A 22,412-nucleotide genomic window follows, 5' to 3' on the forward strand; every position below is an offset into this window, starting at 1 on the left:
CGATGGACCGCTCAAAACTCTACCGGCGTTTCCGCACGCTCCTGGTCGCCAACCGCGGCGAGATCGCCTGCCGCGTCATCCGCACCGCCCGTGCGATGGGCCTGCGCACGGTCGCGATCTATTCCGAGGCCGATCGCGAGGCGATGCATGTCGCGCTCGCCGATGAGGCCGTATTGCTCGGGCCCGCCCGCGCCCGCGACAGCTATCTCAATATCGAGCGCTTGATCGAGGCCGCGCGCAAGACCGGAGCGGAGGCCGTGCATCCCGGCTACGGCTTCCTCTCCGAGAATGCTGAGTTCGCGCAGGCTTGTTATGACGCCGGCCTCGTCTTCGTCGGGCCGACCGCCGGGATGATGACGGCAATGGGCTCGAAATCCGGCTCGAAAGAGCTGATGGAGAAGGCCGGCGTGCCGCTGGTATCAGGCTATCACGGCGAGGCCCAGGACGAGGCTACGCTCGCCAAGGCGGCGGACAAGATCGGCTTTCCCGTGCTGGTGAAGGCCTCCGCCGGTGGTGGCGGGCGCGGCATGCGCATCGTGCGGTCCGCCGATGAGTTGGCGCCGGCGATCGTCAGCGCCAAGCGCGAGGCCAAGGCCGCCTTCGGCGACGACCGCATGTTGATCGAGAAGTACGTCGACAATCCCCGGCATATCGAGGTGCAGATCATCGGCGACAGCCATGGCAATCTGCTCTCGCTGTTCGAGCGCGAATGCACGCTCCAGCGCCGGCATCAGAAGGTGATCGAGGAGGCGCCATCACCGACGCTCAATGCTGCGCAGCGCGAAACCGTCTGCGCCGCCGCGCGAAAAGCGGCGGGCGCGGTGAACTATGTCGGTGCCGGCACCATCGAGTTCGTCTCCGACGGCAAGGACGTGTTCTTCATCGAGATGAATACGCGCCTGCAGGTCGAGCATCCCGTCACCGAGCTGATCACCGGCATCGACCTGGTCGAGTGGCAGCTGCGCGTTGCCTTCGGCGAGGCGCTGCCGCTCAAGCAGGATGAGATCAGGATCAACGGCCATGCCGTCGAGGCGCGCGTCTATGCCGAGAACCCGACCAAGAATTTCATGCCGTCGGTCGGCAGGATCTCGACCTGGCGGTTGCCGGCGGAGACCGGGGGCTTGCGCATCGACGCCGGCTATCGCGAGGGCGATACGGTCTCGCCGTATTATGACGCCATGCTCGCCAAGGTGATCGCGTGGGCGCCGACGCGGGACGTCGCGATCGAGCGGCTGAACCGCGGGCTGGAGGAGTCCGACGTCCGCGGCATCGTCACCAACATCCCGTTCCTGTCGGCGCTGATGACGCATCCGAAGGTGCGGGCGAATGCGATCGACACCGGCTTCATCGAGCGCGAGCTGGCGGTGCTGACCGCCGCGGCGCCGGCGCCCGGAGAGCTCGAGCTCTGCGCCGCAGTTGCCGCCATCGTCAACGAGGAGCGGCAGACCGCGCATGCGGAGGCGAGTTCGCCGTGGCAGACCTTCGGCTGGCAGCCGGTCGGTCGCCGCCAGCGCAGCTTTGCCTTCCGTGTCGGCCATGGTCCGGAGCAGAAGATCGCGCTGAACTATGGCAGCGGACCGTCGACGCTGGTGATCGGCGAGCGCGAGCTGGCGTTCACGATCGCTGCGAAGGATGGCGGCTTCGACCTGACGCTCGACGGCGTCAAATCGTCAGTGGCAGCGGTCATCGATGGCCATGAGCTGTACCTGCGCACGCGCAACGGCCGCTTCGACCTGCATTGGGTCGATCCGTTCGGCGGCGAGAGCGAGGAGCATGTCGGCGAGGACAAGATCGCAGCGCCCTTGCCCGGCACGGTGGTTGCCGTGCTGGCAGAGGAGGGGACCAAGCTGGAGAAGGGCGCGCCGATCCTCACGCTGGAAGTGATGAAGATGGAGCAGACGCTGCGCGCGCCCTATGCCGGCGTGCTGAAGTCCATCAAGTGCAAGGTCGGCGACATCGTGCAGGAGGGCGTCGAGCTCGCTATGGTCGAACCTGCAGGGGAATGAGATGAGCGATCCGGTCCGCATCATCGAAATGGGGCCGCGCGACGGCCTCCAGAACGAGGAGACCGCCGTCAGCGTTGAGGCGCGCATCGCCTTCATCGAGGCGCTCGTGGCGGCCGGGCTGGATACCGTGGAGGTCGGCGCCTTCGTCTCGCCCAAGGCCATCCCGCAGATGGCAAGCTCGGATGCCGTGCTGCGCGGCGTCGCGCAGAAGGGCGCCGAATTCCACGTGCTGGTGCCGAACGAGAAAGGCTATGACGCCGCGCGTGCCGCGGGCGCGAAAGTGGTCTCCGTGTTCGCGGCGGCCTCCGAGGGGTTTTCCCGGGCGAACATCAACTGCACGATTGCGGAGTCCATCGAGCGCTTCAAGCCGGTGCTGGCGCGCGCCAGGGAGGATGGCGTCAAGGTGCGCGGCTATATCTCTTGCGTGCTGGGCTGTCCGTTCGATGGCGAGATCAAGCCGAAGGCGGTGGCGGATCTTGCGAGCACGCTGTTCGATCTCGGCTGCTATGAGATCTCGCTCGGCGACACCATCGGTGTCGGCACGCCAGCCAGGGCCAAGGAGATGCTGCGCGCGGTTGCCGCCAACATTCCCGCAGCCAGGCTCGCGATGCATTTCCACGACACTTACGGCCAGGCGCTCGCCAACCTCTATGCAGGGCTGGAGGAGGGCGTCCGCGTCATCGACGCCGCTGCCGGCGGGCTCGGCGGCTGTCCCTATGCGCCGGGCGCGACGGGGAACGTCGCGACCGAGGACGTCGTCTACATGCTGGAGGGTATGGGCGTCAGGACGGGTGTCGATATGGAGAAGCTGCTGGCGGCGACGAACGCGATGAGCGGCGTGCTCGGCAAGCCGCCCGTGAGCCGCGTGGCCTCCGCGCTGAACGCGAAGAAGAAGCGGGCTGTCTCCTAGTTCTCCGTCATTGCGAGCGAAGCGAAGCAATCCAGAGTCTTTCCGCTGAGGCGGTCTGGATTGCTTCGTCGCAAGGGCTCCTCGCAATGACGACCGAGAGAGTTTTCAAGCCGCCTTCAGCCCGACATCCGGCAGGCGCGGGCGGTTCTTCAGCGCCTTGGCCATCAGGGCCTCGACCTCGGCCTTTTCCTGCGGCAGCAGCGCAAGGCGCGGCGGGCGGGTCAGGGCGGTGCCGCGGCCCATGATGTGCTCGCACAGCTTGATGCACTGGACGAGGTCCGGGCGGGCATCGAGGTGCAGCAGCGGCATGAACCATTCGTAGAGCGGCATCGCCTCGGCGAAGCGCCCGGCCTTGGCGAGGCGGAACAGGGTCTCGCCCTCGCGCGGGAAGGCGTTGGACATGCCGGAGACCCAGCCAACGGCGCCCATGGCGACGCTCTCGACGATGACGTCGTCGAGACCTGCGAACAGCACGAAGCGGTCGCCGACCATGTTGCGGGTGTCGATGAACCGCCGCGTATCGCCGGAGGAATCCTTGAAGCAGACCACGGTCTCGACGTCGGCGAGCGAGGCGAGGATGTCTGGCGTAACGTCGTTCTTGTAGATCGGCGGGTTGTTGTAGAGCATCACGGGAAGGTCAGTCGCGGAGGCGACGGCGCGGAAATGCGCGGCGGTCTCGTGCGGCTTGGAGGAATAGACCAGCGCCGGCATCACCATGACGCCGTCGATGCCGACGCGTGCGGCTTCCTTCGCGGTCTCCACCGCAAACGCGGTGGTGAATTCGGCGATGCCGCACAGCACGGGCACGCGGCCCTTCGCGACCGACTTCGCCGCTTCCATGATCGCGACCTTCTCCTTGCGCTCGAGCGAGGTGTTCTCGCCGACCGAGCCGCAGACGATCAGGCCGGAGACGCCGTCGCGGATCAATCCGTCCATCACCTTGGCGGTTGCGTCGATGTCGAGCGAGAGATCGTCGTGGAATTGGGTGGTGACGGCCGGGAAGACGCCTTCCCAGGCAACGCGGCGGCTCATGGTTTGACTCCAGGTGTATATGCCGGCGGGGGGCTGGAGCCGCCGGCTCTTGTGAAAGGGGTGGGAACGGGATCAGAGCGTCGCGCCGACCTTGCGCAGCTCGGCGAGGACGGGGGCCTTGGGCAGCCAGATCTTGTCGAACTCGGCAATCACGGCCTCAGTGTCCTTGGCGTCGACCTGGCGGATCGGGATCGGTGCTTTCTTGAAATTCTCGATCAGCGTGGGCTCGTTGCCGGCGAGCTCGTCGATCTGCGCGTCCAGCGTCGCCTTGATCGTTTTCGTGATCAGCTCGCGGTCGGCGGCGGGCAGCGATTGCCAGACGCGGCCGGAGACGACCGCGGCCATCGGCATGAAGACGGCGTTCATCTGCAGGATCACCTTCGACACCTTGTCGAAACGCTGGTTCCAGGAGAATTCGAGATCGGCCTCGAGACCATCGACTTGGCCGTTGGCCATGGCGTCGAACACTTGCGGCGTCGGGATCGGCGTCGGCGCCGCGCCGAGCGAGGAATAGAAGTCGCGATAGACCGGCGTCGGGTTGATGCGCAGCTTCATGCCCTTGATGTCGGCGAGCGAATTCAGGTCCTTGGAGGAGAACACCGCGCGCATTCCGGTGATGCCCCAGCCGAGCCCGATCGTGCCGGTCTCCTGCGGCAGCACCTCGAACAACTTCACCGCCGCCGGATGCCGCACGAACTTCGCCACCGCCGGCGTCGAGCGCACGATGTAGGGCGCGTTGATCGCGGCGATGTGCGGCACGCGCGAGCCGAGCTCGGCGGCCTGGATGAAGCCCATGTCGAGCGCGCCGGACTGCAATTGCTGCATCATCGCGGTCTCGTTGCCGAGCTGGCCGGCGTGGAAGACGGTCAGGGTCAGGCGGCCGTTGGTGGCGGCCTTGAGCTCGTCGCCGAATTTGAGCGCGGCCTTGTTCCAGGAATGGCCGTTCGGTGTGATCAGGCCGAGGCGGAATTCCTTGGCCTGGGCGAGCGCCAGCGACGGGGCGAACACCGAGGCGGCGGCACTGGCGGCGAGAAAGCGGCGGCGGGAAAGCGGCATGGTCGGGCTCCTTTCGGATGGGTCTATTTGACGAGGATCAGCGAGAGCGAGGGATAGAGCGAGAGCAGCACCAGGAGGATGCAGGCGATGACGAAGAAGGGCAGCGTCACCATGAACATCCTGCCGGGCTTGGCGCCGGTGACGGCGGCCGCGACGAAGAAGCAAAGCCCGACCGGCGGCGACAAAAGGCCGAGCACGAGGTTGATCACCACGACGACGCCGAATTGCCGGGGGTCGATGTGATAGATCTCGGTTGCGACCGGCAGCAGGATCGGCACCGTCATGATCAAGCCGGGAATGCCGTCGATGACAGTGCCGATCAGCAGCAGGATGACGTTGCAGATCAGCATGAAGCTGACCGGATCCTTGGCGACGGTCTGGATCCAGGCGGCGGTCTCCTGCGGCACCTTGCCGAAAATCAGCACCCAGGAGAACACCGCGGCGGCTGCGACCAGAAACAGCACGATCGCCGAATAGATCGCACTGCGCAGCATCATCTGTGGCAGCTGCGAGAACTTGAACTCCTTGGTCCAGAACTTTCCGACCAGGGCCGCAGCCACCGCGCCGACGGCCGCGGATTCCGTGGCGTTGGCGAGGCCGCCGAGAATGGTGCCGACGATGACGATCGGGATCAGCAGCGTCGGCGAGGTCCGCAGGATGGTCATCACGCGCTGGCGCGGCGTCTGGTAGTCCGCGCGCGGATAGTTGTAGATGTAGCCCATCAGCGCGATGACGAGGCAGAACATCACGGTGAGGATGACGCCCGGGACGATGCCGGCGATCAGCATGTCGCTGACCGAGACCTGTGCCAGCACGCTGTAGACCACGAACATCACCGAGGGTGGGATGATCGGGCCGAGCATGCCGCCATAGGCGGTCAGGCCGGCCGCGAAGGTCTTGTCGTAGCCCTTCTTCTCCATCTCGGGGACCATGATCTGCGCCATGATCGCGACCTGCGCGGTCGCCGATCCCAGGATGGACGAGATGAACATGTTGGCGAGGATGTTGACGTAGGCGAGCCCACCCTTGAGCGAGCCGACGAAGGCCATCGCCATGTCGACGATGCGCCGCGTGATGCCGCCGCCATTCATGATCTCGCCGATCAGGATGAAGAGCGGGATTGCGATCAGGCCGTAGCTGTCGACGCCGCCGAACAGCTGCAGCGGATAGGACTGGAACAGCACCGGGTTGCCCGAGGCGGCGATGTAGACGAGGCCGGCGAGGCAGAGGCAGAGGCCGATCGGCACGCCGACCAGCATGAAGGCCATGAAGGCTGCTGACGTGATCATCAATTGACCCCGTCGAGCTCGGAGAGCTGGAAGCCCTTCGGCGGCGTGCGCGGGACCAGCTCGAGATCTTCAAGCAAGTTGGCGAGACCATGAACGGTCATCGACACCGCGAAGATCGGCAGCGTCAGATAGAGCACCCAGGTCGGCCAATTCAGCGTCTGCGTGCGCTCGGTGTAGAGGAAGTTGAAGGTCTCGGCGGCGAGCTTACGCCCGTCGAAGCCGGCGCGGGCGACGCCGACCGGGTCCATCCAGAGCACGCAGGTGACGATCAGGGCGACGCCGAACACCACGACGAGGCCGGTCGAGATCACTTTTGCAAATTTCTGGTGCTGAGCGGAAAGTCGCTCCGTCAGCATGGTCACGGCGAAATCGAGCCTCAGCCGAGTCATCGCGGATGCCCCGATGAAGGTCAGCCAGACCACGCAATAAACGGCAGATTCATCGATCCAGTAGATCGGGAAATGCGAGTAGCGAGTGACGACATTCACCAGGATCAGCCCGGTGAGCAGGTACATCAGGCCCATCAGCGCGAGCCGCTCGCAGGCGAGCAGGGCGCTCGACATCCGGACGATCATGCGTCGGAGGCTGAGTGCGCGCGTGGCCGGCATGGTCTGCTCGATCATGAAAGAGGCCCCAACCCCCTGAAGATTTGTCGTGCGATTGCCAAATGTATAATTTATACATTTTGGGAGTCAAACGGAGTTTGCGGTCATTTCGGCGGCAGGGCGCGCGTTTGCTGGGCACTATGCGGCGCCCCGGCTTTTGCCGGGCAGCTCGACATGCAAGACAGGGACCGTGTCGGCCGCACGAGTCGGGAAGGACAACGGACGATCAGATGAAACAGCCTCTGAAGCATCGCACCCTGTCGGCTGCGATCGTCGACCAGCTCCGCCAGGCAATCCTCGACGGCTCCTATCCGGCCGGATCGCAGCTGCGCCAGGACGCGCTGGGCGAAGCCTATGGCGTCAGCCGCATCCCGGTGCGCGAGGCGCTGTTCCAGCTCGAGGCGGAAGGCTTGGTGCGCATCGTGCCGCAGAAGGGCGCCATCGTCTCGGAGCTGTCGTTGGACGAGATCAACGACGTGTTCGACCTCCGCCGTATCCTGGAGCCGCGACTGCTGGCGCAGTCGGCGCCGCGCTTCACCGCGCAGGATTTCGACGGGCTCGACGACATCCACCGGAGCTTCGAGAAGGCGATCAAGGCGCGCAACGTCAGTGAGTGGGGCCAGCTCAATGCCGACTTCCACATGGCGCTCTACGTCCACGCCCCGCAGCCGCGCACGCGCGCGATCGTGCTGTCGCTGCTGCAGACCAGCGACCGCTACACGCGGCTACAACTCTCCAACACCAAGTCGATGGGCATTGCCGAGAAGGAGCACGCCCATCTGATCGCGCTCTGTCGTGCGCAGAAAGTAGAGGAGGCCTGCCGCTTCCTGGAGCGGCACATCGAGGCCGTGCGCAAAGACCTGCTGCAGGTGGTGGCGAACGCGCCGAAGTCGCGGCGGAAGGAGAAATCGTAAGGTGGGTTAGCCGAAGTCGTAACCCACCGCTGTTCGTCTCCGCTGCGACAGAAGACGTGGATTACGCCTTCGGCTAATCCACCCTACAGGCCGGCGATCGCTTCTACCTGCTCCCGTCCGGCCCCATCACGAGGTCCGGCAGCCAGGTCGAAATCCCCGGCACCAGGCACAGCAGCAGCACTGCAAGCATCATCAAGAGCACGAAGGGCAGCGTACCCCAGATCACCTCGCGCAGGGGAATATCGGGCGCGACGTTGCGGATGACGAAGATGTTGAGGCCGACCGGCGGGTGGATCAGCCCCATCTCCATCACGATGGTCATGACGACGCCGAACCAGATGATGTCGAAATTGGCGGCGCGGAGCGGCGGCAGGATGATCGGTGCCGTCATCAGGATGATCGAGACCGGCGGCAGGAAGAAGCCGAGCACCACGACCATGACGAGGATCGCGAACAGCAGCTCCCAGCGCGGCAGGTGCATCGCAACGATGGATTCGGCGACCGATTGCGAGATGTGCAGATAGCTCATCACGTAGGAATAGAGCAGCGACATGCCGATGATCATCATCAGCATGGTCGATTCCCGGATCGTCGACTTCATGATCGGCGCGAGGTCGCTCGGCCGCCACACGCTGTAGATCGCAGCGATCAGCGCCAGCGCCAGGAGGCCGCCGAGGCCGGCGGTCTCCGACGGCGTGGCATAGCCGCCATAGAGCGCGACCATGACGCCGGTGAGCAGCAGCACGAAGGGGATCACGCGCGGCAGCACGCTGAAGCGTTCGGCGAGCGTGTACTCGTCACGATGCAAGATCGGAGCCTCCGGTCCGCCGTTCTTGTAAGCCACCTCGGCGGCGGCATATTCCTGGCGGAAGCGAACGACGGCATAGATGCCGAACAGCGTGACCAGCAGCAGGCCCGGCCCGATGCCGGCGAGGAACAGCCGTCCCAGCGACTTTTCGGCGGCGACCGCGAACAGGATCATCGTGATCGAGGGCGGCAGCAGGATGCCGAGCGTGCCCCCCGCTGCGATGATGCCGGCGGCGAAGCCGCCGGAATAGCCGCGCTTGCGCATCTCGGGGATGCCGGCCGAGCCGATCGCCGAGCAAGTTGCCGGCGAAGACCCCGCCATCGCCGCGAACAGCGCGCAGGCGAACACGTTGGCAACGCCGAGGCCGCCGGGCACGCGGTGCAGCCAGGCATGCAGCGCCAGATAGAGATCCTGGCCGGCGCGGGACTTGCCGATCGCCGCGCCCTTCAGGATGAAGAGCGGGATCGACAACAGCGTGATCGAGGCCATCTCCTCGTAGACGTTCTGCGTCACCGTATCGAGCGAGGCCGAGGGCATGAAGATGGCCATGAACACCACCGCGACCGCGCCGAGCGCGAACGCAATGGGCATGCCCGAGAACATCACCAGCAGCGTCACAATGCCGTAGGCGAGGCCGATGCCGAAAACGCTCATGGCCGCTTGGCTCCGGTGAAGGGCAGCGCAAGCTGCACGAGGATCTGGAGGCAGAGTAGGCTCATCCCAAGCGCCATCAGCGAGTAGGGGATGGCGAGCGGCGGCGACCACATCGAGTTGGAGACCTGGCCGTCGACATAGGCTTCGTGCGCCAGTGTCCACGACTTCCAGGTGAAGAAGGCGCAGAACAGGAACGTGGCGGCATCGACCAGCCAGAGCCGGACCTGGTTCGCGAATGGCGAGAGCAGGCCGACGAAGGCCTCGATGCCGATATGACCGCGGTTCTGCTGCACATAGGCCGCCGTCATGAAGGTCGCGCCGACCAGCAGGAACACGGCGGCTTCGTCCTGCCAATAGTTCGCGGCCTTGTACAGCGCGCGGCTGAGCACGCTGTAGCTCAGGATTGCACAGGCCGCGACAAGTGCGATCGCGGCGAACACGACGATGATGCTGTTGAGGACGGCGAGACCGCGATCGATCGCCGCCGCAGGGCCAGTCCCCGCGGCAACGCTCGTCCGGTCGTCACGATCCGGAAGCGGACCGTGGCTCATGCTGCGACGTCGATGGCGAGCTTGAGCAGGTTTGCGGCGGTCGCGGTCTTGGCGCTGTAGTCCTTCCACGCGGTGTCGCGGGCGATGTCGCGCCATTTTCCGACGGTGGCGGCGTCGAGCGCCGAGACCTTGGCCCCGGCCTTCTCATAGACCTTGGCGACCTCGACGTCGTCATCCTGCGCGCCCTTGCGGCCGAAGGCTTCGAGCTCGGTGCCGACCGCGAGCAGGATGTCCTGATGGTTCTTCGGCAGCTTGTCGAAGATCGCCTTCGACATCATCAGCGGCTCGAGCATGAACCAATAGGAGGCGCCCGCGCCCGAGGTCAGCGACTTCGCGACCTCTTCCAGGCGGAACGAGATCAGGCTGGTCGAGGAGGTGATGCCGGCATCGCAGGCGCCGGTCTGCATCGCCGCGTAGATCTCGTTCGACGGGACCGACAACACCGAGGCGCCGGCGGTCTGCAGCACCATGTCCATCTCGCGCGAGCCGCCGCGCACCTTGAGGCCCTTGGCGTCCTCCGGGGCGACGATCGGCTTGGAACGGCTGGCAACGCCGCCGGCCTGCCAGACCCAGGTGAGCAGGATGATGCCCTTGTCGGCCAGGAAGTCGGTCAGCGCCTTGCCGACGGGCTCCTTCTTCCAGCGCAGACCCTGATCGTAGTTGGTCACGAGGCCCGGCATCAGGCCGATATTGGTCTCCGGCACTTCGCCGCCGGCATAGGGCATCGGATAGAGGCTGATGTCGAGCGCACCCTTGCGCATGGCGGAGAACTGCGCGTTGGTCTTGATCAGCGAGGAGTTCGGATAGATCTCGGCGGCAATGTCGCCATTGCTGCGCTTATTCACTTCGGCGGCGAACATGCGGCACAGCCGGTCGCGGAAATCGCCCTTGTCGATAGTGCCGCCTGGGAACTGATGCGAGATCTTCAGCGTGGTCGCGGCCTGCGCGGTGCCGGTGCCGAAGCGGAGAATGGCAGGTGCCGCGACGGCGGTCGCGAGCAGATGGCGGCGCGTGAACATGATGTAATCCCCTTGGGCGTTTCTTTGGGCGTTTCTCGGAGTGTTTTTGGCAGAGGTGATTTGAACTGGGTTCTTCGCGACCGCGGGGCCAATCCAAGTCGGTCTCCATCCGATGGTCTTTCATCTGATAGTTCGAGACAGAGTGCCGCGGCAAGTGCCGGTTGTGCTGCGCTGCAGCACATCCGATCCATGCGGGCTCGCCAATCAACGAGGGCGGCTGGCCGCAGAAATTTATCGATGGTCAGCGTAACAACGCCACACGGCTATCCGTCGAGACAGGATAGCGGCGTCCGTCGCTGACAAACAAATCACGAAGGAAGATGAACCATGACCATTCGCACCCGCATCGTGCTCGGCGTCTCGGCTGCCGCTCTCTCGCTAGGCCTCGCGTTTGCGCCGGCCGCCTTTGCTCAGGACAAGATGGGCAAGGATGATGGCATGATGAAAAAGGACACGATGTCCAAGGACGGCATGATGAAGAAGGACACCATGTCCAAAGACGACGGGATGAAGAAGGATCACATGTCGAAGGACGGCATGAAAAAGGACGACGGGATGATGAAGAAGAACTGATCCCGTCATCGCGCAACGCCCCTTGGGCGGGCCGCGTCCTCTCGAATTCCGGCGGCATTTGAGGCCGCCGGAATGATGGCTCAGTTCAAGTTCAATTGAACGTGACCAGCGCGTTTTACTTGCGCTTCGCCTTGCGGGCGGCGTAGCGCGCATCGCGCTTGGCCTTCTGCTCGGCCTCGAGCGCAGCCTGCTTCTCGGCGGCTTCCTCGGCTTCCCGCGCGATCCGCGCAGCTTCGGCTGCCTTGGCCTCTTCCTCGAGGCGCTTCTGCTCAGCCTTTTCGGCCTCGCGCGCGGCCTTTGCCTCGGCGCGCTTGGCCGCGAGGGCCTCACGCTCGGCGCGCTTCGCCGCCACCGCGGGATCATCCGGCCCCGGCTGCGACTTGAACTTGTTCAAAAGATTTTTGCGGGCGTCCTGCGCCGCCTTTTGCCGGTCTGCAAAGCCGGGTTCCCTGAATCCACTCATCGACGAGCCTTGTCTTCCTCGCTTTCGATCCTACATCGGTGCCTGTTGGTAAGTCGGCTGGGCATAGCAGGCGCCACGCGACGCAGAAGCGTGTACATCGGCGCGCGTCGCGAAGCCACCCATAATCGCAGCCGATCAGGTCAACGAAAAATCGCCCCCCGACGATCTCTCGTAGCCCGAAAAAACTGCCGAATTGTGATGTCCCTCATAAGGGAGCACATGGGCGACGCCTAGCGTCCGCCCCGTACGAGACGGAGCACGGGCATGACAATCTCAAGACCAAGCCTGAAGGCGCTCGCGATTGCCGTCGCCCTGGCAGGCGTGGCCGGCGCCGCGCTGCTGTTGGCTCGTCCGCAGCCCATCGAAAGTGCCGTGCTGGGAGCGGATTGGGAATGCACCCAGACCGCATTCGTGCTCACGAGCTGCGCACCGCGCGTTCAGGAGGCAATTCCGGCGGTCGAAACCTTGCGCAAGGATGCAATCCAGCAGACCCGGGGCTGAATTGGGCCGGACGATCCGGATGTGACGCGACGCCGCAGAGGTGGTAAAGCCAGCGCGCCAGCGTGACCAGGCGGCCATGTCGAAGCCAGAGTCCAGATCCGAACCGGGCGAGGAGCCCCATCCTCGACCGAACCGTCAGCCCAAGCCTCCGTCCGGCGGCGACCGCCGCGGCGCGCTGGTAGGATTGATCATCGCGGTCGTGATCCTCGGCGTCGGCTGGTGGCTTGCCCGGGATCTGACGGCAGCCAGCAAGATGCAGGATTGTCTGATGTCCGGGCGAAGCAATTGCAATGTGATCGAGCCGGCTCGCTAGGCGCGCTCCACAGCATGGCTATGGGGCCGAAAAAATGCCCTGATCTTAATCATTTGTAACGGGACTTAGCCGATCAAGCAGGGCAGTGATTTCGGCCGGCATCAGCCCGGCGCGCGGCGATTCGCCGATCGCGCCCGGGATTCACGGCCATGAGAGCAGGGGGCGAGCACGCATGAGTGCGTCCAAACATCTGAAGATCTTCATTCCCTTGGTTTCGGCCACGTCGCTGCTCGCGCTGTCGGCGCAGGCGCAAGAGGCCAGGTCCCGGCAAGAGGTCGTCCAACCGCCGGCCGGGCCGGCAGCAGGCGCGCCGCCACAGGCCAATCCGCCCATGCGCAAGGGCCCTCCGCCGCAGCAAGCGACCAGGCCTGCGCAGCCCGGCGGTCAGCCCCATGCGGGTCACAACGCCGGGGGCCCGCCGCCCGGACGTCACGTCGCGCGCGGTCCTGCTCCCACACGTGATTGGGGTGGGCACACCTATCGCGGCAACCTTGCCTGGGAGGGTGGACGCTGGCGCCACGACGTCCGCCATGGCCGATCCGGCTGGTGGTGGGACGTTGGCGGCGTCTGGTATTATTATCCGCAGCGTATGGCCGGCCCGCCCGCCTACATTTCAGAGGACTATATCGACGACGTGCCGGTGGTCTACGCCCGGCCTCCGGTGGCCTATGCGCCGCCACCTCCGCCGCCGCCACCGCCGGCCGATCCCGGCGCCAGCGCGCTCGGCGGCGCGCTCGTCGGCGGCCTGCTGGGCGGACTGATCTCGGGCAATGCAACCGGGGCCGCCGCAGGCGCGGTTCTTGGCGGCGCGACGGGCGCGATTGCTGGCGCGACCGCGGCGTCCCAGCCCGGCTATTACTGGGCGCAGGGCACCTGCTACTACCGCTATCCGAACGGCCAATATGTGCAGGCCGATCCCCGCGCCTGCTATTGAGTTTTGCAGGCAGGATCGGACCATTGGAGGCGGGCTTCGGGCCCGCCTCATCCTTTTGCACGCCGGCGGTTGCTATGAATTGGCTCTGGTGCTCGTCGCCCCCTCACGTCAATTTCAAAGAAAAATGACGGGATGATTCGCGGGGGATGTGGTGCATGCTGGATGCCATCCAGATCAGCGTGGCGCTCTGGGCCATGATCGTTTGCGGCGGAATTAAACTCTCGCAGGCGTTGCCCTACCTGCTCTAAAACGGCGATCAGCTGGCAGGCCAATGCCTTGGTCGGTCAGGACACGAGCCAATCGAAGAATGCGATCGAGGCCCAGACCAGGCCCGCGATCCAGGCCACCATGACGACGCCGATGGTGCCGAGATAGGCGATGCCGAGCAGGTCCGCGCGATGTCGCTGCCTCGGGACGATGACTTCAGTTGCTGCTTTGCGTGTCATGACCGGACATCACCCATGAAGCCTGGACACGTAGTTTAGCGGAGATGTCGCGGACAGGCTGTGACGTGGTTCACAGACCGGTGCAGGAAGGCTGGTCGTTACCCCGCAATCATACGGACGAAATTGCCACGCACTCGTCCAGATGGCCGGCTAGAGTCTGCGCATGTACACCGAGTACGATCCGCAACATGAGGCCGAGGCCGCTATGAAGCGCGCCGCGGAGGCCGAGGGTGCCGACAGGCAACGGCTGATCCAGCTGGCCCTGGCATGGCACGAGCTCGCCCGCGATCTGCACGATGAGCAAGCCGGCCCCTCGCATCCAGCCGGGCGCAGGCCTTTGGCCCGAGAGCGCTGAGATGAGAAAAACCCCGTGCTCGGGGGACAAGCACGGGGTCCTTCAAAGCCGACCGGGGCTGGCGGGTCGGCACCACTCAGTTCGGTCATCCAACGCGCGGATCGCGCATTCGTTCCCGGTCAATCCGCAGCGCTGAAATCCGATCGCATTGCAGCGACCTTCCGCAGAAAGTCATCGTTAACGAATGCTCCGCGCAATCGAATTGCAGTCGCGATTCGTACTCGCGAACGAAGCGGAGTCGGACCGTGAACAAACAAAAAGCCCCCGCAGGGGCTCAGTGTTTTACGCAGCTTCGGTCTTCGGGACGGCGTCGGCATTCACCGACAGCTTGACCACGTCGCCTTCGACGGCGCCGACATATTTCGTGTCGATGTAGTGATGATGGTCCTTGTGACCTTCCGGGCTGTCCTTGCGCGTCAGCTTGATGCGGTTGCCCTCGAGACGATCGACGGTGCCGACATGTGCGCCGTCCTTGCCGATGATCTTCATGTGCTCTCTGATGTCAGCCATGCTGTCCTCCTTGCATGGCTTCAACTGCGAAGGCGCCGGTTCGTTGCAGCAGGCACGTTGGACCCGTTGGGATTTCCGGACGTTGACGCCTGATTGGATCTGTCAAGAAGCGCGATGGAGACCGTTCGGGCCTATCTGGAACGCAAGCACTGGGAACTCAGGCTGTTGAACGACGGCCTGAGAAACCCGCTCGATTTGGCGTCGCCGCGTTCCGTCGATGACGTCGTCAGGTCCAAATTCCAGATCACTGCCGCGCTCAGGGCGGAGCATGAATTACACGAGTGGAAGGCGACCGAGACCGCCTGGTCGCACACGGCCGATCCCGCCAGCGGGCCGTTCGAGTTCAGTTACGACTACCAGCGGGCCGATCTCACGGTACGCGGTCCGTCGTTCTACGAGCTCGACGGCGGCTGCACGAGCACGGCAATCTACACTGCCTCGGGGATGGCGGCGATCTCCGCGGTGCTGCTCGCCTCCGCGCGGATCGTCGCGAAGGCGGATATCCTGGTGCTGCCAGGCTGCTATGGCGAGACGCTGGAGCTGATCCGAAGCTTCATGCCGGATTTGCGGATCGAACCCTTGCCGCTGCCGCTCGGCGATGCGCTTGCACGGGTGAGCTCGCCGCGGATCCTGCTGCTGGATTCCTGCTCCGTCGCCGGCGCCATCGAGGCGGTGCTGCGCTGTGACGGCTCGGGCCTCGATCTCCTGATTTTCGATACGACGTGCTTCGCCGGCAGGTCGGGCCGCATCAGGCGCGTCGTGGGGTGGGCCAGGCGACACGGAATTGCGCTGGTGCTGGTGCGAAGCCACAACAAGCTCGATTCGCTCGGAGCGGAATATGGCCGCCTCGGCTCGGCCGTCTTCGTGCGCGGGCATGAGCGTCCACCGCGGGCAGGGGACGCTGAATGGTCACGTCTCGCGTTCGAAACGCGCAACGCAGTGCGGCTGCTCGGCGGCGCGGCATTGCCGGCCCACTTCCCGCCCTTCGCGGGCAGCGCGGCGTATTGGGCGCTGACGAAGCGGCGCGTGGCGGCGATCTTGCGCAACGGCCGCAGCTCGGCGCGATGCTTTGCCGCCGAGATCCCGGCGCTCTCGGCTCAGCTTCGCTTCGCTCACGGCCTCTACGTGACTCTTCGCGGAAGGCGCGCGCTCGACGAGGCGGCAGCACGGCAGGCTGCCGAGGACATGAGCTGCGAATTGCGCCGCGCGGGCTTTCCCATCCGCCACGCCGGCAGCTTCGGCTTCGATTTCGCCGCGACCGAGTGGTTTCACGACGCGACGACGGACCAGTACAGCGTCCGGGTGGCGGTGCCGGACCTGCCGACGGAGGTGTGGGACGATCTCACCGCGGCCATTGCGCGGTGGTGGCGGGGTCATCAGCGGGCAGGCTGTGGATAGACCGGAGGGCGGGCGCGTCGATCAGTCGACCGCCAGGCAATATTCGAGTCGCGGCTTGTCGTGACCGCGGCGCGCCCAGTCCTCAACTGCAAATGCAGGCTGACGTTGTCCCGTTGCGGCGCCAAGGATCGAGGCCTGGACCACCTTGATGGGCCTCGTGACCGCATTGGTGCTCACCAAGCCCGCGTCGACCGCCAAATACGAGATCGCAACGACCGCGACCGCAGATGCGATCGCCATTCTCGTCAATTCGGATTGCTGCATTCCCAAACCTATCGGGCGCGTCTCACCCGGCGCTTAGATAGGGCTGATCGGCGCCGTTCAAAGGCCGGCATATGGTTACCCACGCGTTCGTGAAGAGCGGCGGCGAGGCAACGAGCTGGCGATCCCGGCAGGACTCGAACCTGCAACCCGCGGAGTAGAAATCCGCTACTCTATCCAGTTGAGCTACGGGACCGTCTTGAGCCGGCCGGTTTGGGCCGCCCGGATTGGCGGCTGGCCGTTCATGTAGCATGCCAATATGAAAAAAGTGGTGTTTCGCCAAGCCTGAACCGAACCGTTTTCCTCAGTGCGGCGACAAAGCGGAACGGTGGGGTGTCAGGGTGCCGGGTCGAGCGGCAGCGGACTGGACGATGGATCACATCGCAGGGAACGCTGAACAGCTTCCGGGGCACGGCCGCCGGTCGACTGGTCAGGTAGTGCTGCGCCATCAGGACGGCGTGCGTGGCGATATCTTGGCCGGTCTCCTCTGGGCTTACCTCTGTCATGGCGAAAGCGACGCTTTGCACCTTCTGGTTCCATCGCCTTGAGTCCGTCACCTTTCCGCGCATTTCATTTGCCGCCGCGGCGTTCGTCCGCGCTTTCCGGGAGTCTTCAATGATCGGTCTCGTTCGCGCCGTCACAATCTGCGCCGCGCTAGCGCTCGGCCTTGTCACCGCGCAGGCCGCCGACAAGGCGTTCAAACGCGACGACCTCGCGGATTCCGCGATCAAGCTGGAGGCCCAGATCAAGAGCGAGGCGGGGCCGGTCGCCAAGACCAATGCGACGCTGAAGACGGACGCCGACGCCGCCTTCCGGCGCAATGATTACCGCACCGGCCTTTCCGTGCTCGGCCAGATCGCCGCGACCGCGCCCGAGGATGCCGGCAACTGGCTGCGGCTCGCCAAGGTCATCTTCCAGATCTCGCCGAAGAGCTCGAGCGAGCAGACCTTCCTTTTGGAGCGCGCCTCGACGGCGGCCTATATCGCTTACATGCGCGCCGGCAATCCGGGCGAGGAGGCCGACGCGCTCGCCGTGCTCGGCAAGGCGCTGGCCGACCGCAAGCTGTGGCGGCCGGCACTGGATGCGCTGCGGCTGTCGCTCGACATGCGCGAGGTCGCCGAGGTCCGCGGCCAATATGAGAAGATGCGCGACGAGCACGGCTTCCGGCTGCTCGACTATACCGTCGACTCGGACTCGGCGAGCCCGCGCGCCTGCTTCCAGTTCTCCGAGGAGCTCGCCAAGCGCACCGACTTCGCGCCGTTCCTGGCGCTTGCAGGCCAGGACAAGCCGGCGCTGTCGGCCGAAGGCAAGCAGCTCTGCGTCGACGGGCTGAAGCACGGCGAGCGCTACAACATCAACCTGCGCGCCGGCTTGCCGTCGACCGTGAAGGAGGGGCTGCCGAAATCGGCCGAGTTCAACATCTATGTGCGCGACCGCAAGCCGTTCGTGCGCTTCACCAGCCGCGCCTATGTGCTGCCGCGGACCGGCCAGCGCGGCATTCCCGTCGTCAGTGTCAACACGCCTGCGGTTAGCATCAATGTCTTCCGGATCGGCGACCGCAACCTGATCAACACGGTGGTCGACAGCGATTTCCAGAGGACGCTGTCGAAGTACCAGCTCAGCGAGCTCGGCGACGAGCGCGGCGTCAAGGTGTGGACCGGCGAGCTTGCGACTGCGACGACGCTGAACCAGGACGTCACCACGGCCTTCCCGGTCGACCAGGCACTCGGCGAGCTCCAGCCCGGTGTCTACGTCATGACGGCCGCGGCGAGGGCCTCGGACGAGGACTACCAGCTCGCCACGCAATGGTTCATCGTCTCCGACCTCGGCATCGCCGCTTATTCCGGCAATGACGGCATTCATGTCTTCGTCAACTCGCTGGCGTCGACCGACCCGGTCGGCAAGGCCGAGGTGCGCCTGGTCGCGCGCAACAACGAGATCCTGGCGACGCGCAAGACCGACGATGCTGGTCACGTGCTGTTCGAGGCCGGCCTTGCGCGCGGCGAGGGCGGATTGTCGCCGGCGATGCTCACGGTCACCGGCGAGAAGGCCGACTATGCCTTCCTGAGCCTGAAGACCTCGGCCTTCGACCTGTCCGACCGCGGCGTTTCGGGGCGCGCGGTGCCCGCCGGCGCCGATGCCTTCGTCTATGCCGAGCGTGGCGTCTACCGTTCCAGCGAGACCGTGTTCCTCACCGCGCTGCTGCGCGACGGGCAGGGCAATGCCGTTACCGGCGGGCCGATGACGCTGGTGGTCGAGCGCCCGGACGGCGTCGAATATCGTCGCGCTGTACTGGCGGATCAGGGCGCCGGCGGCCGCACGCTGTCCGTGCCGCTCAACTCGGCCGTACCGACCGGCACCTGGCGGGTGCGCGCCTTCACCGATCCGAAGGGAGCTTCGGTCGGCGAGACCACCTTCATGGTCGAGGATTACGTCCCCGATCGGATCGAATTCGACTTGTCCGCCAAGGACAAGCTGATCAAAGCTAACGCTCCAGTGGAGCTTAAGGCCGACGGTCATTTCCTCTATGGCGCACCTGCTTCGGGCCTGCAGCTCGAAGGCGACATGCTGATCGCGCCGGCGGCCGAGCGGCCCGGCTTCGCCGGCTACAAGTTCGGCGTCGACGACGAAGAGACCACCTCGAACGAGCGCACGCCGCTGGAGAACCTGCCGGAGGCCGACGCCAATGGCGTCGCGACCTTCCCGGTGACGCTGGACAAGCAGCCGGCCTCGACGCGCCCGCAGGAGGCACAGATCTTCGTCCGCATGGTCGAGACCGGCGGCCGCGCCGTCGAGCGCAAGATCGTGCTGCCGGTCGCGCCGGCAACGGCGCAGATCGGCATCAAGCCGCTGTTCGGCGACAAGAACGTCACCGAGGGCGACAAGGCCGAGTTCGACGTCGTGTTCGTCTCGCCGGAGGGCGAGAAGCTGCGCCGCGACGGCCTGCGCTATGAGCTCCTGAAGATCGAGTCGCGCTACCAGTGGTACCGCCAGAACAATTACTGGGAGTACGAGCCGGTCAAGTCGACCTCGCGCGTCGCCGATGGCGACGTCACTGTTACGGTCGACAAGCCGACGCGGATCTCGCTCACGCCGCAGCCCGGCCGCTACCGGCTCGACGTCAAGTCGAACGAGGCCGACGGCCCGGTGACCTCGGTGCAGTTCGACGTCGGCTGGTACTCCGACGGCAGCGCCGACACGCCGGACCTGCTGGAGACCTCGATCGACAAGCCGCAATACGCCTCCGGCGACACCATGACGGTGTCCGTCAACATCCGCAGCGCCGGCAAGCTCACCATCAACGTGCTCGGCGAGCGGCTGCTGACGACGCAGACCATCGACGTCAAGGAAGGCACCGCGCAGGTCAAGCTCCCGATCGGCAAGGATTGGGGCACCGGCGCCTATGTGGTGGCGACGCTGCGCCGTCCGCTCGATGCCGCCGCCCAGCGCATGCCTGGCCGTGCGATCGGGCTGAAATGGTTCGGCATCGACAAGCAGGCTCGCACCTTGCAGGTCAAGCTGTCGCCGCCTTCGCTGATCCGGCCGAATTCGACGCTGAAGATCCCCGTCAAGCTCGATGGGCTCAATCCGGGCGAGGACGCCAAGGTCGTCATCGCCGCGGTCGACGTCGGCATCCTCAATCTCACCAATTACAAGCCGCCGGCGCCGGACGATTATTATCTCGGCCAGCGTCGCCTCAGCGCCGAGATTCGCGACCTCTACGGGCAGCTGATCGACGGCATGTCGGGCACGCGCGGCCAGATCAAGTCCGGCGGCGACGCCGGTGGCGAGCTCCAGGGCTCGCCGCCCACGCAGAAGCCGCTCGCGCTCTATTCCGGCATCGTCACCGTCGCCGCCGACGGCTCGGCCGAAGTGAGTTTCGATGTTCCGGAGTTCGCCGGAACCGCGCGCGTGATGGCGGTGGCTTGGACCGCGACCAAGCTCGGCCGCGCCAACACCGACGTCGTGATCCGCGATCCCGTCGTGCTGACGACGACGCTGCCGCGCTTCCTGCTCAACGGCGACCGCGGCTCGGTCAACCTCGAGATCGACAATGTGGAGGGCCAGGCCGGCGACTACGTCATCAGCGTGAAGGCGGGCGGCCCGGTGAAGATGACCGGCAATCCCGCAACCACGGTGAAGCTCGCCGCCAAGCAGCGAAATTCGGTCTCGCTCGCGCTCGATGCGACCGCGGCGGGGCAGGCGACGCTCGACGTCGACATCAAGGGCCCGAATGGCCTCGCGCTGGTGCGTCACTATGCGTTCGACGTCAAGCCGGCGACGCAGGTGCTGGCGCGGCGTTCGATCCGCACATTGGCGAAGGGCGAGAGCCTGACGCTGACCTCGGACATGTTCTCCGATCTCGTGCCGGGCACCGGCGCTGTCTCAGTTTCGGCCAGCCTGTCGACCGCACTCGACGCGGCAACGATCCTGAAGGCGCTCGACCGCTATCCCCATGGCTGCTCGGAGCAGATCACGAGCCGGGCGATGCCGCTGCTCTATGTCAACGAGCTCGCGGCCGGCGCGCATCTTGCCATGGACACCGAGGTCGACCAGCGCATCCGCGACGCCATCGAGCGGCTGCTGGCCCGCCAGGGCTCGAACGGCTCGTTCGGCCTGTGGTTGGCCGGCGGCGACGATGCCTGGCTCGATGCCTACGTGACGGACTTCCTCACCCGCGCCCGCGAGAAGGGCTTTGCGGTGCCGGACGTGCTGTTCAAGAACGCGCTCGACCGTATCCGCAACTCCGTCGTCAATGCCGACGAGCCGGAGAAGGACGGTGGCCGCGATCTCGCCTACGGCCTCTATGTGCTCGCGCGTAACGGCGCGGCTCCGATCGGCGACCTCCGCTATCTCGCCGATACCAAGCTTGCCAACCTCGCGACCCCGATCGCGAAATCGCAGCTTGCGGCGGCGCTCGCCCTGGTCGGCGACCGCAACCGCGCCGAGCGGGTCTATGGCGCTGCGCTCGACAGCCTCGCGCCCAAGCCCGCGCTGGAATTCGGCCGCACCGATTACGGCTCGCAGCTGCGCGACGCCGCCGCATTGGTGTCGCTCGCCAGTGAAGGCAACGCGCCGAGGGCGACGCTGACGCAGGCGGTGTCGCGGGTCGAGACCGCCCGCGGGCTGACGCCCTACACCTCCACGCAGGAGAATGCGTGGCTGGTGCTGGCGGCGCGGGCGCTCGCCAAGGAGAACATGTCGATTGAGGTCGACGGCCAGCCGGTCAAGACCGCCTTGTATCGCAGCTACAAGGCGGACACGCTGGGCGGCAAACCGCTGAAGATCACCAACACCGGCGATGCGCCGGTGCAGGCGGTCGTCTCGGTGTCGGGCTCGCCGGTCGCGCCGGAGCCGGCGGCGTCAAACGGCTTCAAGATCGAGCGCGGCTACTATACGCTCGACGGCAAGCCCGCCGACATCAGCAAGGTCAAGCAGAACCAGCGCTTTGCAGTCGTGCTGAAGATCACTGAGGCCAAGCCCGAGTACGGCCACATCATGGTGTCCGACTATCTGCCGGCGGGTCTGGAGATCGACAATCCGAACCTGGTGTCGTCGGGCGACAGCGGCACGCTGGACTGGATCGAGGACGGCGAGGAGCCTGAACATACCGAATTCCGCGACGACCGCTTCACCGCGGCCGTCGACCGGGCCTCGGATTCCAAGTCGGTCTTCACGCTCGCCTATGTCGTGCGCGCGGTCTCGCCCGGCAAATACGTGCTGCCGCAGGCCTATGTCGAGGACATGTACAATCCCTCGCGCTATGGTCGGACCGGCACGGGCAGTGTCGAGGTGCGGGCGGCGAAGTGAGTG

At 65.5% G+C, this 22,412-nt stretch carries 21 protein-coding genes and 1 tRNA gene; 10 read left to right on the top strand and 12 right to left on the bottom strand.

The annotated features are described in order from the left end of the window. Positions 1-2 precede the first annotated feature (2 nt). Together GA0061099_RS17570 and GA0061099_RS17575 are read left to right on the top strand one after the other, a co-directional pair. Complete coding sequence (locus GA0061099_RS17570) at positions 3-2,006, top strand: acetyl/propionyl/methylcrotonyl-CoA carboxylase subunit alpha (protein ID WP_036027959.1); 2,004 nt, start codon at positions 3-5, stop codon at positions 2,004-2,006. A 1-nt stretch (position 2,007) separates the two neighbouring features. Further along, the gene (locus GA0061099_RS17575) at positions 2,008-2,916 is read left to right on the top strand and encodes a hydroxymethylglutaryl-CoA lyase (protein WP_036027960.1); all 909 of its coding nucleotides are present in this window, start codon (positions 2,008-2,010) and stop codon (positions 2,914-2,916) included. A 105-nt stretch (positions 2,917-3,021) separates the two neighbouring features. On the opposite strand, the gene GA0061099_RS17580 is transcribed toward GA0061099_RS17575, so the two are convergent. The 4 genes from GA0061099_RS17580 to GA0061099_RS17595 form a co-directional block, all read right to left on the bottom strand. After that, on the bottom strand, positions 3,022-3,948 hold the full coding sequence (locus GA0061099_RS17580; protein ID WP_036027961.1) for a dihydrodipicolinate synthase family protein: 927 nt from the start codon (positions 3,946-3,948) through the stop codon (positions 3,022-3,024). Positions 3,949-4,020: 72 nt separating this feature from the next. Further along, positions 4,021-5,004, bottom strand: coding sequence for a TRAP transporter substrate-binding protein (locus GA0061099_RS17585; RefSeq protein ID WP_036027962.1), 984 nt, complete (start codon positions 5,002-5,004; stop codon positions 4,021-4,023). A gap of 23 nt (positions 5,005-5,027) precedes the next feature. Further along, positions 5,028-6,293 (bottom strand): TRAP transporter large permease, encoded by a 1,266-nt coding sequence (locus tag GA0061099_RS17590; RefSeq protein WP_036027963.1) that lies wholly within the window; start codon positions 6,291-6,293, stop codon positions 5,028-5,030. Beyond that, positions 6,293-6,901: a TRAP transporter small permease gene (locus tag GA0061099_RS17595; protein ID WP_036028015.1), complete on the bottom strand. Its 609-nt coding sequence runs from the start codon at positions 6,899-6,901 to the stop codon at positions 6,293-6,295. The genes GA0061099_RS17590 and GA0061099_RS17595 overlap by 1 nt, the downstream gene beginning before the upstream one ends. 227 nt (positions 6,902-7,128) lie before the next feature. On the opposite strand from GA0061099_RS17595, the gene GA0061099_RS17600 reads away from it, so the two are divergent. Beyond that, positions 7,129-7,812 (top strand): GntR family transcriptional regulator, encoded by a 684-nt coding sequence (locus GA0061099_RS17600; RefSeq protein WP_036027964.1) that lies wholly within the window; start codon positions 7,129-7,131, stop codon positions 7,810-7,812. A gap of 103 nt (positions 7,813-7,915) precedes the next feature. Here GA0061099_RS17600 and GA0061099_RS17605 read toward each other — a convergent pair whose 3' ends face one another. From GA0061099_RS17605 to GA0061099_RS17615, 3 genes are read right to left on the bottom strand one after another with little or no spacing between them, the layout of a single operon-like run. Beyond that, positions 7,916-9,274, bottom strand: coding sequence for a TRAP transporter large permease (locus tag GA0061099_RS17605; RefSeq protein ID WP_035999621.1), 1,359 nt, complete (start codon positions 9,272-9,274; stop codon positions 7,916-7,918). After that, positions 9,271-9,825: a TRAP transporter small permease gene (locus GA0061099_RS17610; RefSeq protein ID WP_035999618.1), complete on the bottom strand. Its 555-nt coding sequence runs from the start codon at positions 9,823-9,825 to the stop codon at positions 9,271-9,273. Before GA0061099_RS17610 ends, GA0061099_RS17605 begins: the two co-directional genes overlap by 4 nt. Next, entirely contained in the window at positions 9,822-10,844 is a 1,023-nt protein-coding gene (locus GA0061099_RS17615; RefSeq protein WP_035999613.1) for a TRAP transporter substrate-binding protein, read from the bottom strand. Before GA0061099_RS17615 ends, GA0061099_RS17610 begins: the two co-directional genes overlap by 4 nt. Before the next feature lie 327 nt (positions 10,845-11,171). On the opposite strand from GA0061099_RS17615, the gene GA0061099_RS17620 reads away from it, so the two are divergent. Further along, a complete protein-coding gene (locus tag GA0061099_RS17620) occupies positions 11,172-11,417 on the top strand; it encodes a pentapeptide MXKDX repeat protein (RefSeq protein ID WP_036027965.1) in 246 nt (81 codons plus the stop codon). Between the two features lie 115 nt (positions 11,418-11,532). Here GA0061099_RS17620 and GA0061099_RS17625 read toward each other — a convergent pair whose 3' ends face one another. After that, positions 11,533-11,880 (bottom strand): DUF6481 family protein, encoded by a 348-nt coding sequence (locus GA0061099_RS17625; protein WP_036027966.1) that lies wholly within the window; start codon positions 11,878-11,880, stop codon positions 11,533-11,535. A gap of 264 nt (positions 11,881-12,144) precedes the next feature. On the opposite strand from GA0061099_RS17625, the gene GA0061099_RS17630 reads away from it, so the two are divergent. The 3 genes from GA0061099_RS17630 to GA0061099_RS17640 all read left to right on the top strand — a co-directional run bounded on the left by GA0061099_RS17630 (position 12,145) and on the right by GA0061099_RS17640 (position 13,628). Further along, positions 12,145-12,381: a hypothetical protein gene (locus GA0061099_RS17630; RefSeq protein WP_035999592.1), complete on the top strand. Its 237-nt coding sequence runs from the start codon at positions 12,145-12,147 to the stop codon at positions 12,379-12,381. Between the two features lie 76 nt (positions 12,382-12,457). Continuing rightward, on the top strand, positions 12,458-12,694 hold the full coding sequence (locus tag GA0061099_RS17635) for a hypothetical protein (RefSeq protein WP_036028016.1): 237 nt from the start codon (positions 12,458-12,460) through the stop codon (positions 12,692-12,694). A 172-nt stretch (positions 12,695-12,866) separates the two neighbouring features. Further along, positions 12,867-13,628, top strand: a complete 762-nt coding sequence (locus tag GA0061099_RS17640; protein WP_036028017.1) for a hypothetical protein — start codon at positions 12,867-12,869, stop codon at positions 13,626-13,628. Between the two features lie 284 nt (positions 13,629-13,912). Here the strand turns inward: GA0061099_RS17640 and GA0061099_RS41205 are convergent, their stop codons facing one another. Further along, positions 13,913-14,074: a hypothetical protein gene (locus tag GA0061099_RS41205; RefSeq protein WP_035999590.1), complete on the bottom strand. Its 162-nt coding sequence runs from the start codon at positions 14,072-14,074 to the stop codon at positions 13,913-13,915. Between the two features lie 163 nt (positions 14,075-14,237). Here GA0061099_RS41205 and GA0061099_RS17645 point away from each other — a divergent pair, with 163 nt between their 5' ends. Next, positions 14,238-14,429: a hypothetical protein gene (locus GA0061099_RS17645; RefSeq protein ID WP_074447952.1), complete on the top strand. Its 192-nt coding sequence runs from the start codon at positions 14,238-14,240 to the stop codon at positions 14,427-14,429. A gap of 282 nt (positions 14,430-14,711) precedes the next feature. Here the strand turns inward: GA0061099_RS17645 and GA0061099_RS17650 are convergent, their stop codons facing one another. After that, a complete protein-coding gene (locus tag GA0061099_RS17650; RefSeq protein WP_025036201.1) occupies positions 14,712-14,939 on the bottom strand; it encodes a DUF2171 domain-containing protein in 228 nt (75 codons plus the stop codon). Positions 14,940-15,053: 114 nt separating this feature from the next. Between GA0061099_RS17650 and GA0061099_RS17655 the strand changes: the two genes are divergently transcribed. Further along, positions 15,054-16,337, top strand: coding sequence for a PLP-dependent aminotransferase family protein (locus GA0061099_RS17655; protein WP_035999576.1), 1,284 nt, complete (start codon positions 15,054-15,056; stop codon positions 16,335-16,337). 21 nt (positions 16,338-16,358) lie between these two features. Here the strand turns inward: GA0061099_RS17655 and GA0061099_RS17660 are convergent, their stop codons facing one another. Together GA0061099_RS17660 and GA0061099_RS17665 are read right to left on the bottom strand one after the other, a co-directional pair. Then, positions 16,359-16,577, bottom strand: a complete 219-nt coding sequence (locus GA0061099_RS17660; protein WP_225112821.1) for a hypothetical protein — start codon at positions 16,575-16,577, stop codon at positions 16,359-16,361. Between the two features lie 140 nt (positions 16,578-16,717). Next, positions 16,718-16,794 (bottom strand) — tRNA-Arg (locus GA0061099_RS17665). 419 nt (positions 16,795-17,213) lie between these two features. Here GA0061099_RS17665 and GA0061099_RS17670 point away from each other — a divergent pair. Continuing rightward, on the top strand, positions 17,214-22,409 hold the full coding sequence (locus tag GA0061099_RS17670) for an alpha-2-macroglobulin family protein (RefSeq protein ID WP_036028018.1): 5,196 nt from the start codon (positions 17,214-17,216) through the stop codon (positions 22,407-22,409). Positions 22,410-22,412 lie beyond the last annotated feature (3 nt).

This window comes from Bradyrhizobium yuanmingense, from assembly GCF_900094575.1.
Taxonomy (GTDB): domain Bacteria; phylum Pseudomonadota; class Alphaproteobacteria; order Rhizobiales; family Xanthobacteraceae; genus Bradyrhizobium; species Bradyrhizobium yuanmingense.

Bases quoted from the DNA above. Each gene is read 5' to 3' on its own strand.
- GA0061099_RS17570 (WP_036027959.1), top strand. From the start codon at position 3: ATGGACCGCTCAAAACTCTACCGGCGTTTCCGCACGCTCCTGGTCGCC.
- GA0061099_RS17575 (WP_036027960.1), top strand. From the start codon at position 2,008: ATGAGCGATCCGGTCCGCATCATCGAAATGGGGCCGCGCGACGGCCTC.
- GA0061099_RS17580 (WP_036027961.1), bottom strand. From the start codon at position 3,948: ATGAGCCGCCGCGTTGCCTGGGAAGGCGTCTTCCCGGCCGTCACCACC.
- GA0061099_RS17585 (WP_036027962.1), bottom strand. From the start codon at position 5,004: ATGCCGCTTTCCCGCCGCCGCTTTCTCGCCGCCAGTGCCGCCGCCTCG.
- GA0061099_RS17590 (WP_036027963.1), bottom strand. From the start codon at position 6,293: ATGATCACGTCAGCAGCCTTCATGGCCTTCATGCTGGTCGGCGTGCCG.
- GA0061099_RS17595 (WP_036028015.1), bottom strand. From the start codon at position 6,901: ATGCCGGCCACGCGCGCACTCAGCCTCCGACGCATGATCGTCCGGATG.
- GA0061099_RS17600 (WP_036027964.1), top strand. From the start codon at position 7,129: ATGAAACAGCCTCTGAAGCATCGCACCCTGTCGGCTGCGATCGTCGAC.
- GA0061099_RS17605 (WP_035999621.1), bottom strand. From the start codon at position 9,274: ATGAGCGTTTTCGGCATCGGCCTCGCCTACGGCATTGTGACGCTGCTG.
- GA0061099_RS17610 (WP_035999618.1), bottom strand. From the start codon at position 9,825: ATGAGCCACGGTCCGCTTCCGGATCGTGACGACCGGACGAGCGTTGCC.
- GA0061099_RS17615 (WP_035999613.1), bottom strand. From the start codon at position 10,844: ATGTTCACGCGCCGCCATCTGCTCGCGACCGCCGTCGCGGCACCTGCC.
- GA0061099_RS17620 (WP_036027965.1), top strand. From the start codon at position 11,172: ATGACCATTCGCACCCGCATCGTGCTCGGCGTCTCGGCTGCCGCTCTC.
- GA0061099_RS17625 (WP_036027966.1), bottom strand. From the start codon at position 11,880: ATGAGTGGATTCAGGGAACCCGGCTTTGCAGACCGGCAAAAGGCGGCG.
- GA0061099_RS17630 (WP_035999592.1), top strand. From the start codon at position 12,145: ATGACAATCTCAAGACCAAGCCTGAAGGCGCTCGCGATTGCCGTCGCC.
- GA0061099_RS17635 (WP_036028016.1), top strand. From the start codon at position 12,458: ATGTCGAAGCCAGAGTCCAGATCCGAACCGGGCGAGGAGCCCCATCCT.
- GA0061099_RS17640 (WP_036028017.1), top strand. From the start codon at position 12,867: ATGAGTGCGTCCAAACATCTGAAGATCTTCATTCCCTTGGTTTCGGCC.
- GA0061099_RS41205 (WP_035999590.1), bottom strand. From the start codon at position 14,074: ATGACACGCAAAGCAGCAACTGAAGTCATCGTCCCGAGGCAGCGACAT.
- GA0061099_RS17645 (WP_074447952.1), top strand. From the start codon at position 14,238: ATGTACACCGAGTACGATCCGCAACATGAGGCCGAGGCCGCTATGAAG.
- GA0061099_RS17650 (WP_025036201.1), bottom strand. From the start codon at position 14,939: ATGGCTGACATCAGAGAGCACATGAAGATCATCGGCAAGGACGGCGCA.
- GA0061099_RS17655 (WP_035999576.1), top strand. From the start codon at position 15,054: ATGGAGACCGTTCGGGCCTATCTGGAACGCAAGCACTGGGAACTCAGG.
- GA0061099_RS17660 (WP_225112821.1), bottom strand. From the start codon at position 16,577: ATGGCGATCGCATCTGCGGTCGCGGTCGTTGCGATCTCGTATTTGGCG.
- GA0061099_RS17670 (WP_036028018.1), top strand. From the start codon at position 17,214: ATGATCGGTCTCGTTCGCGCCGTCACAATCTGCGCCGCGCTAGCGCTC.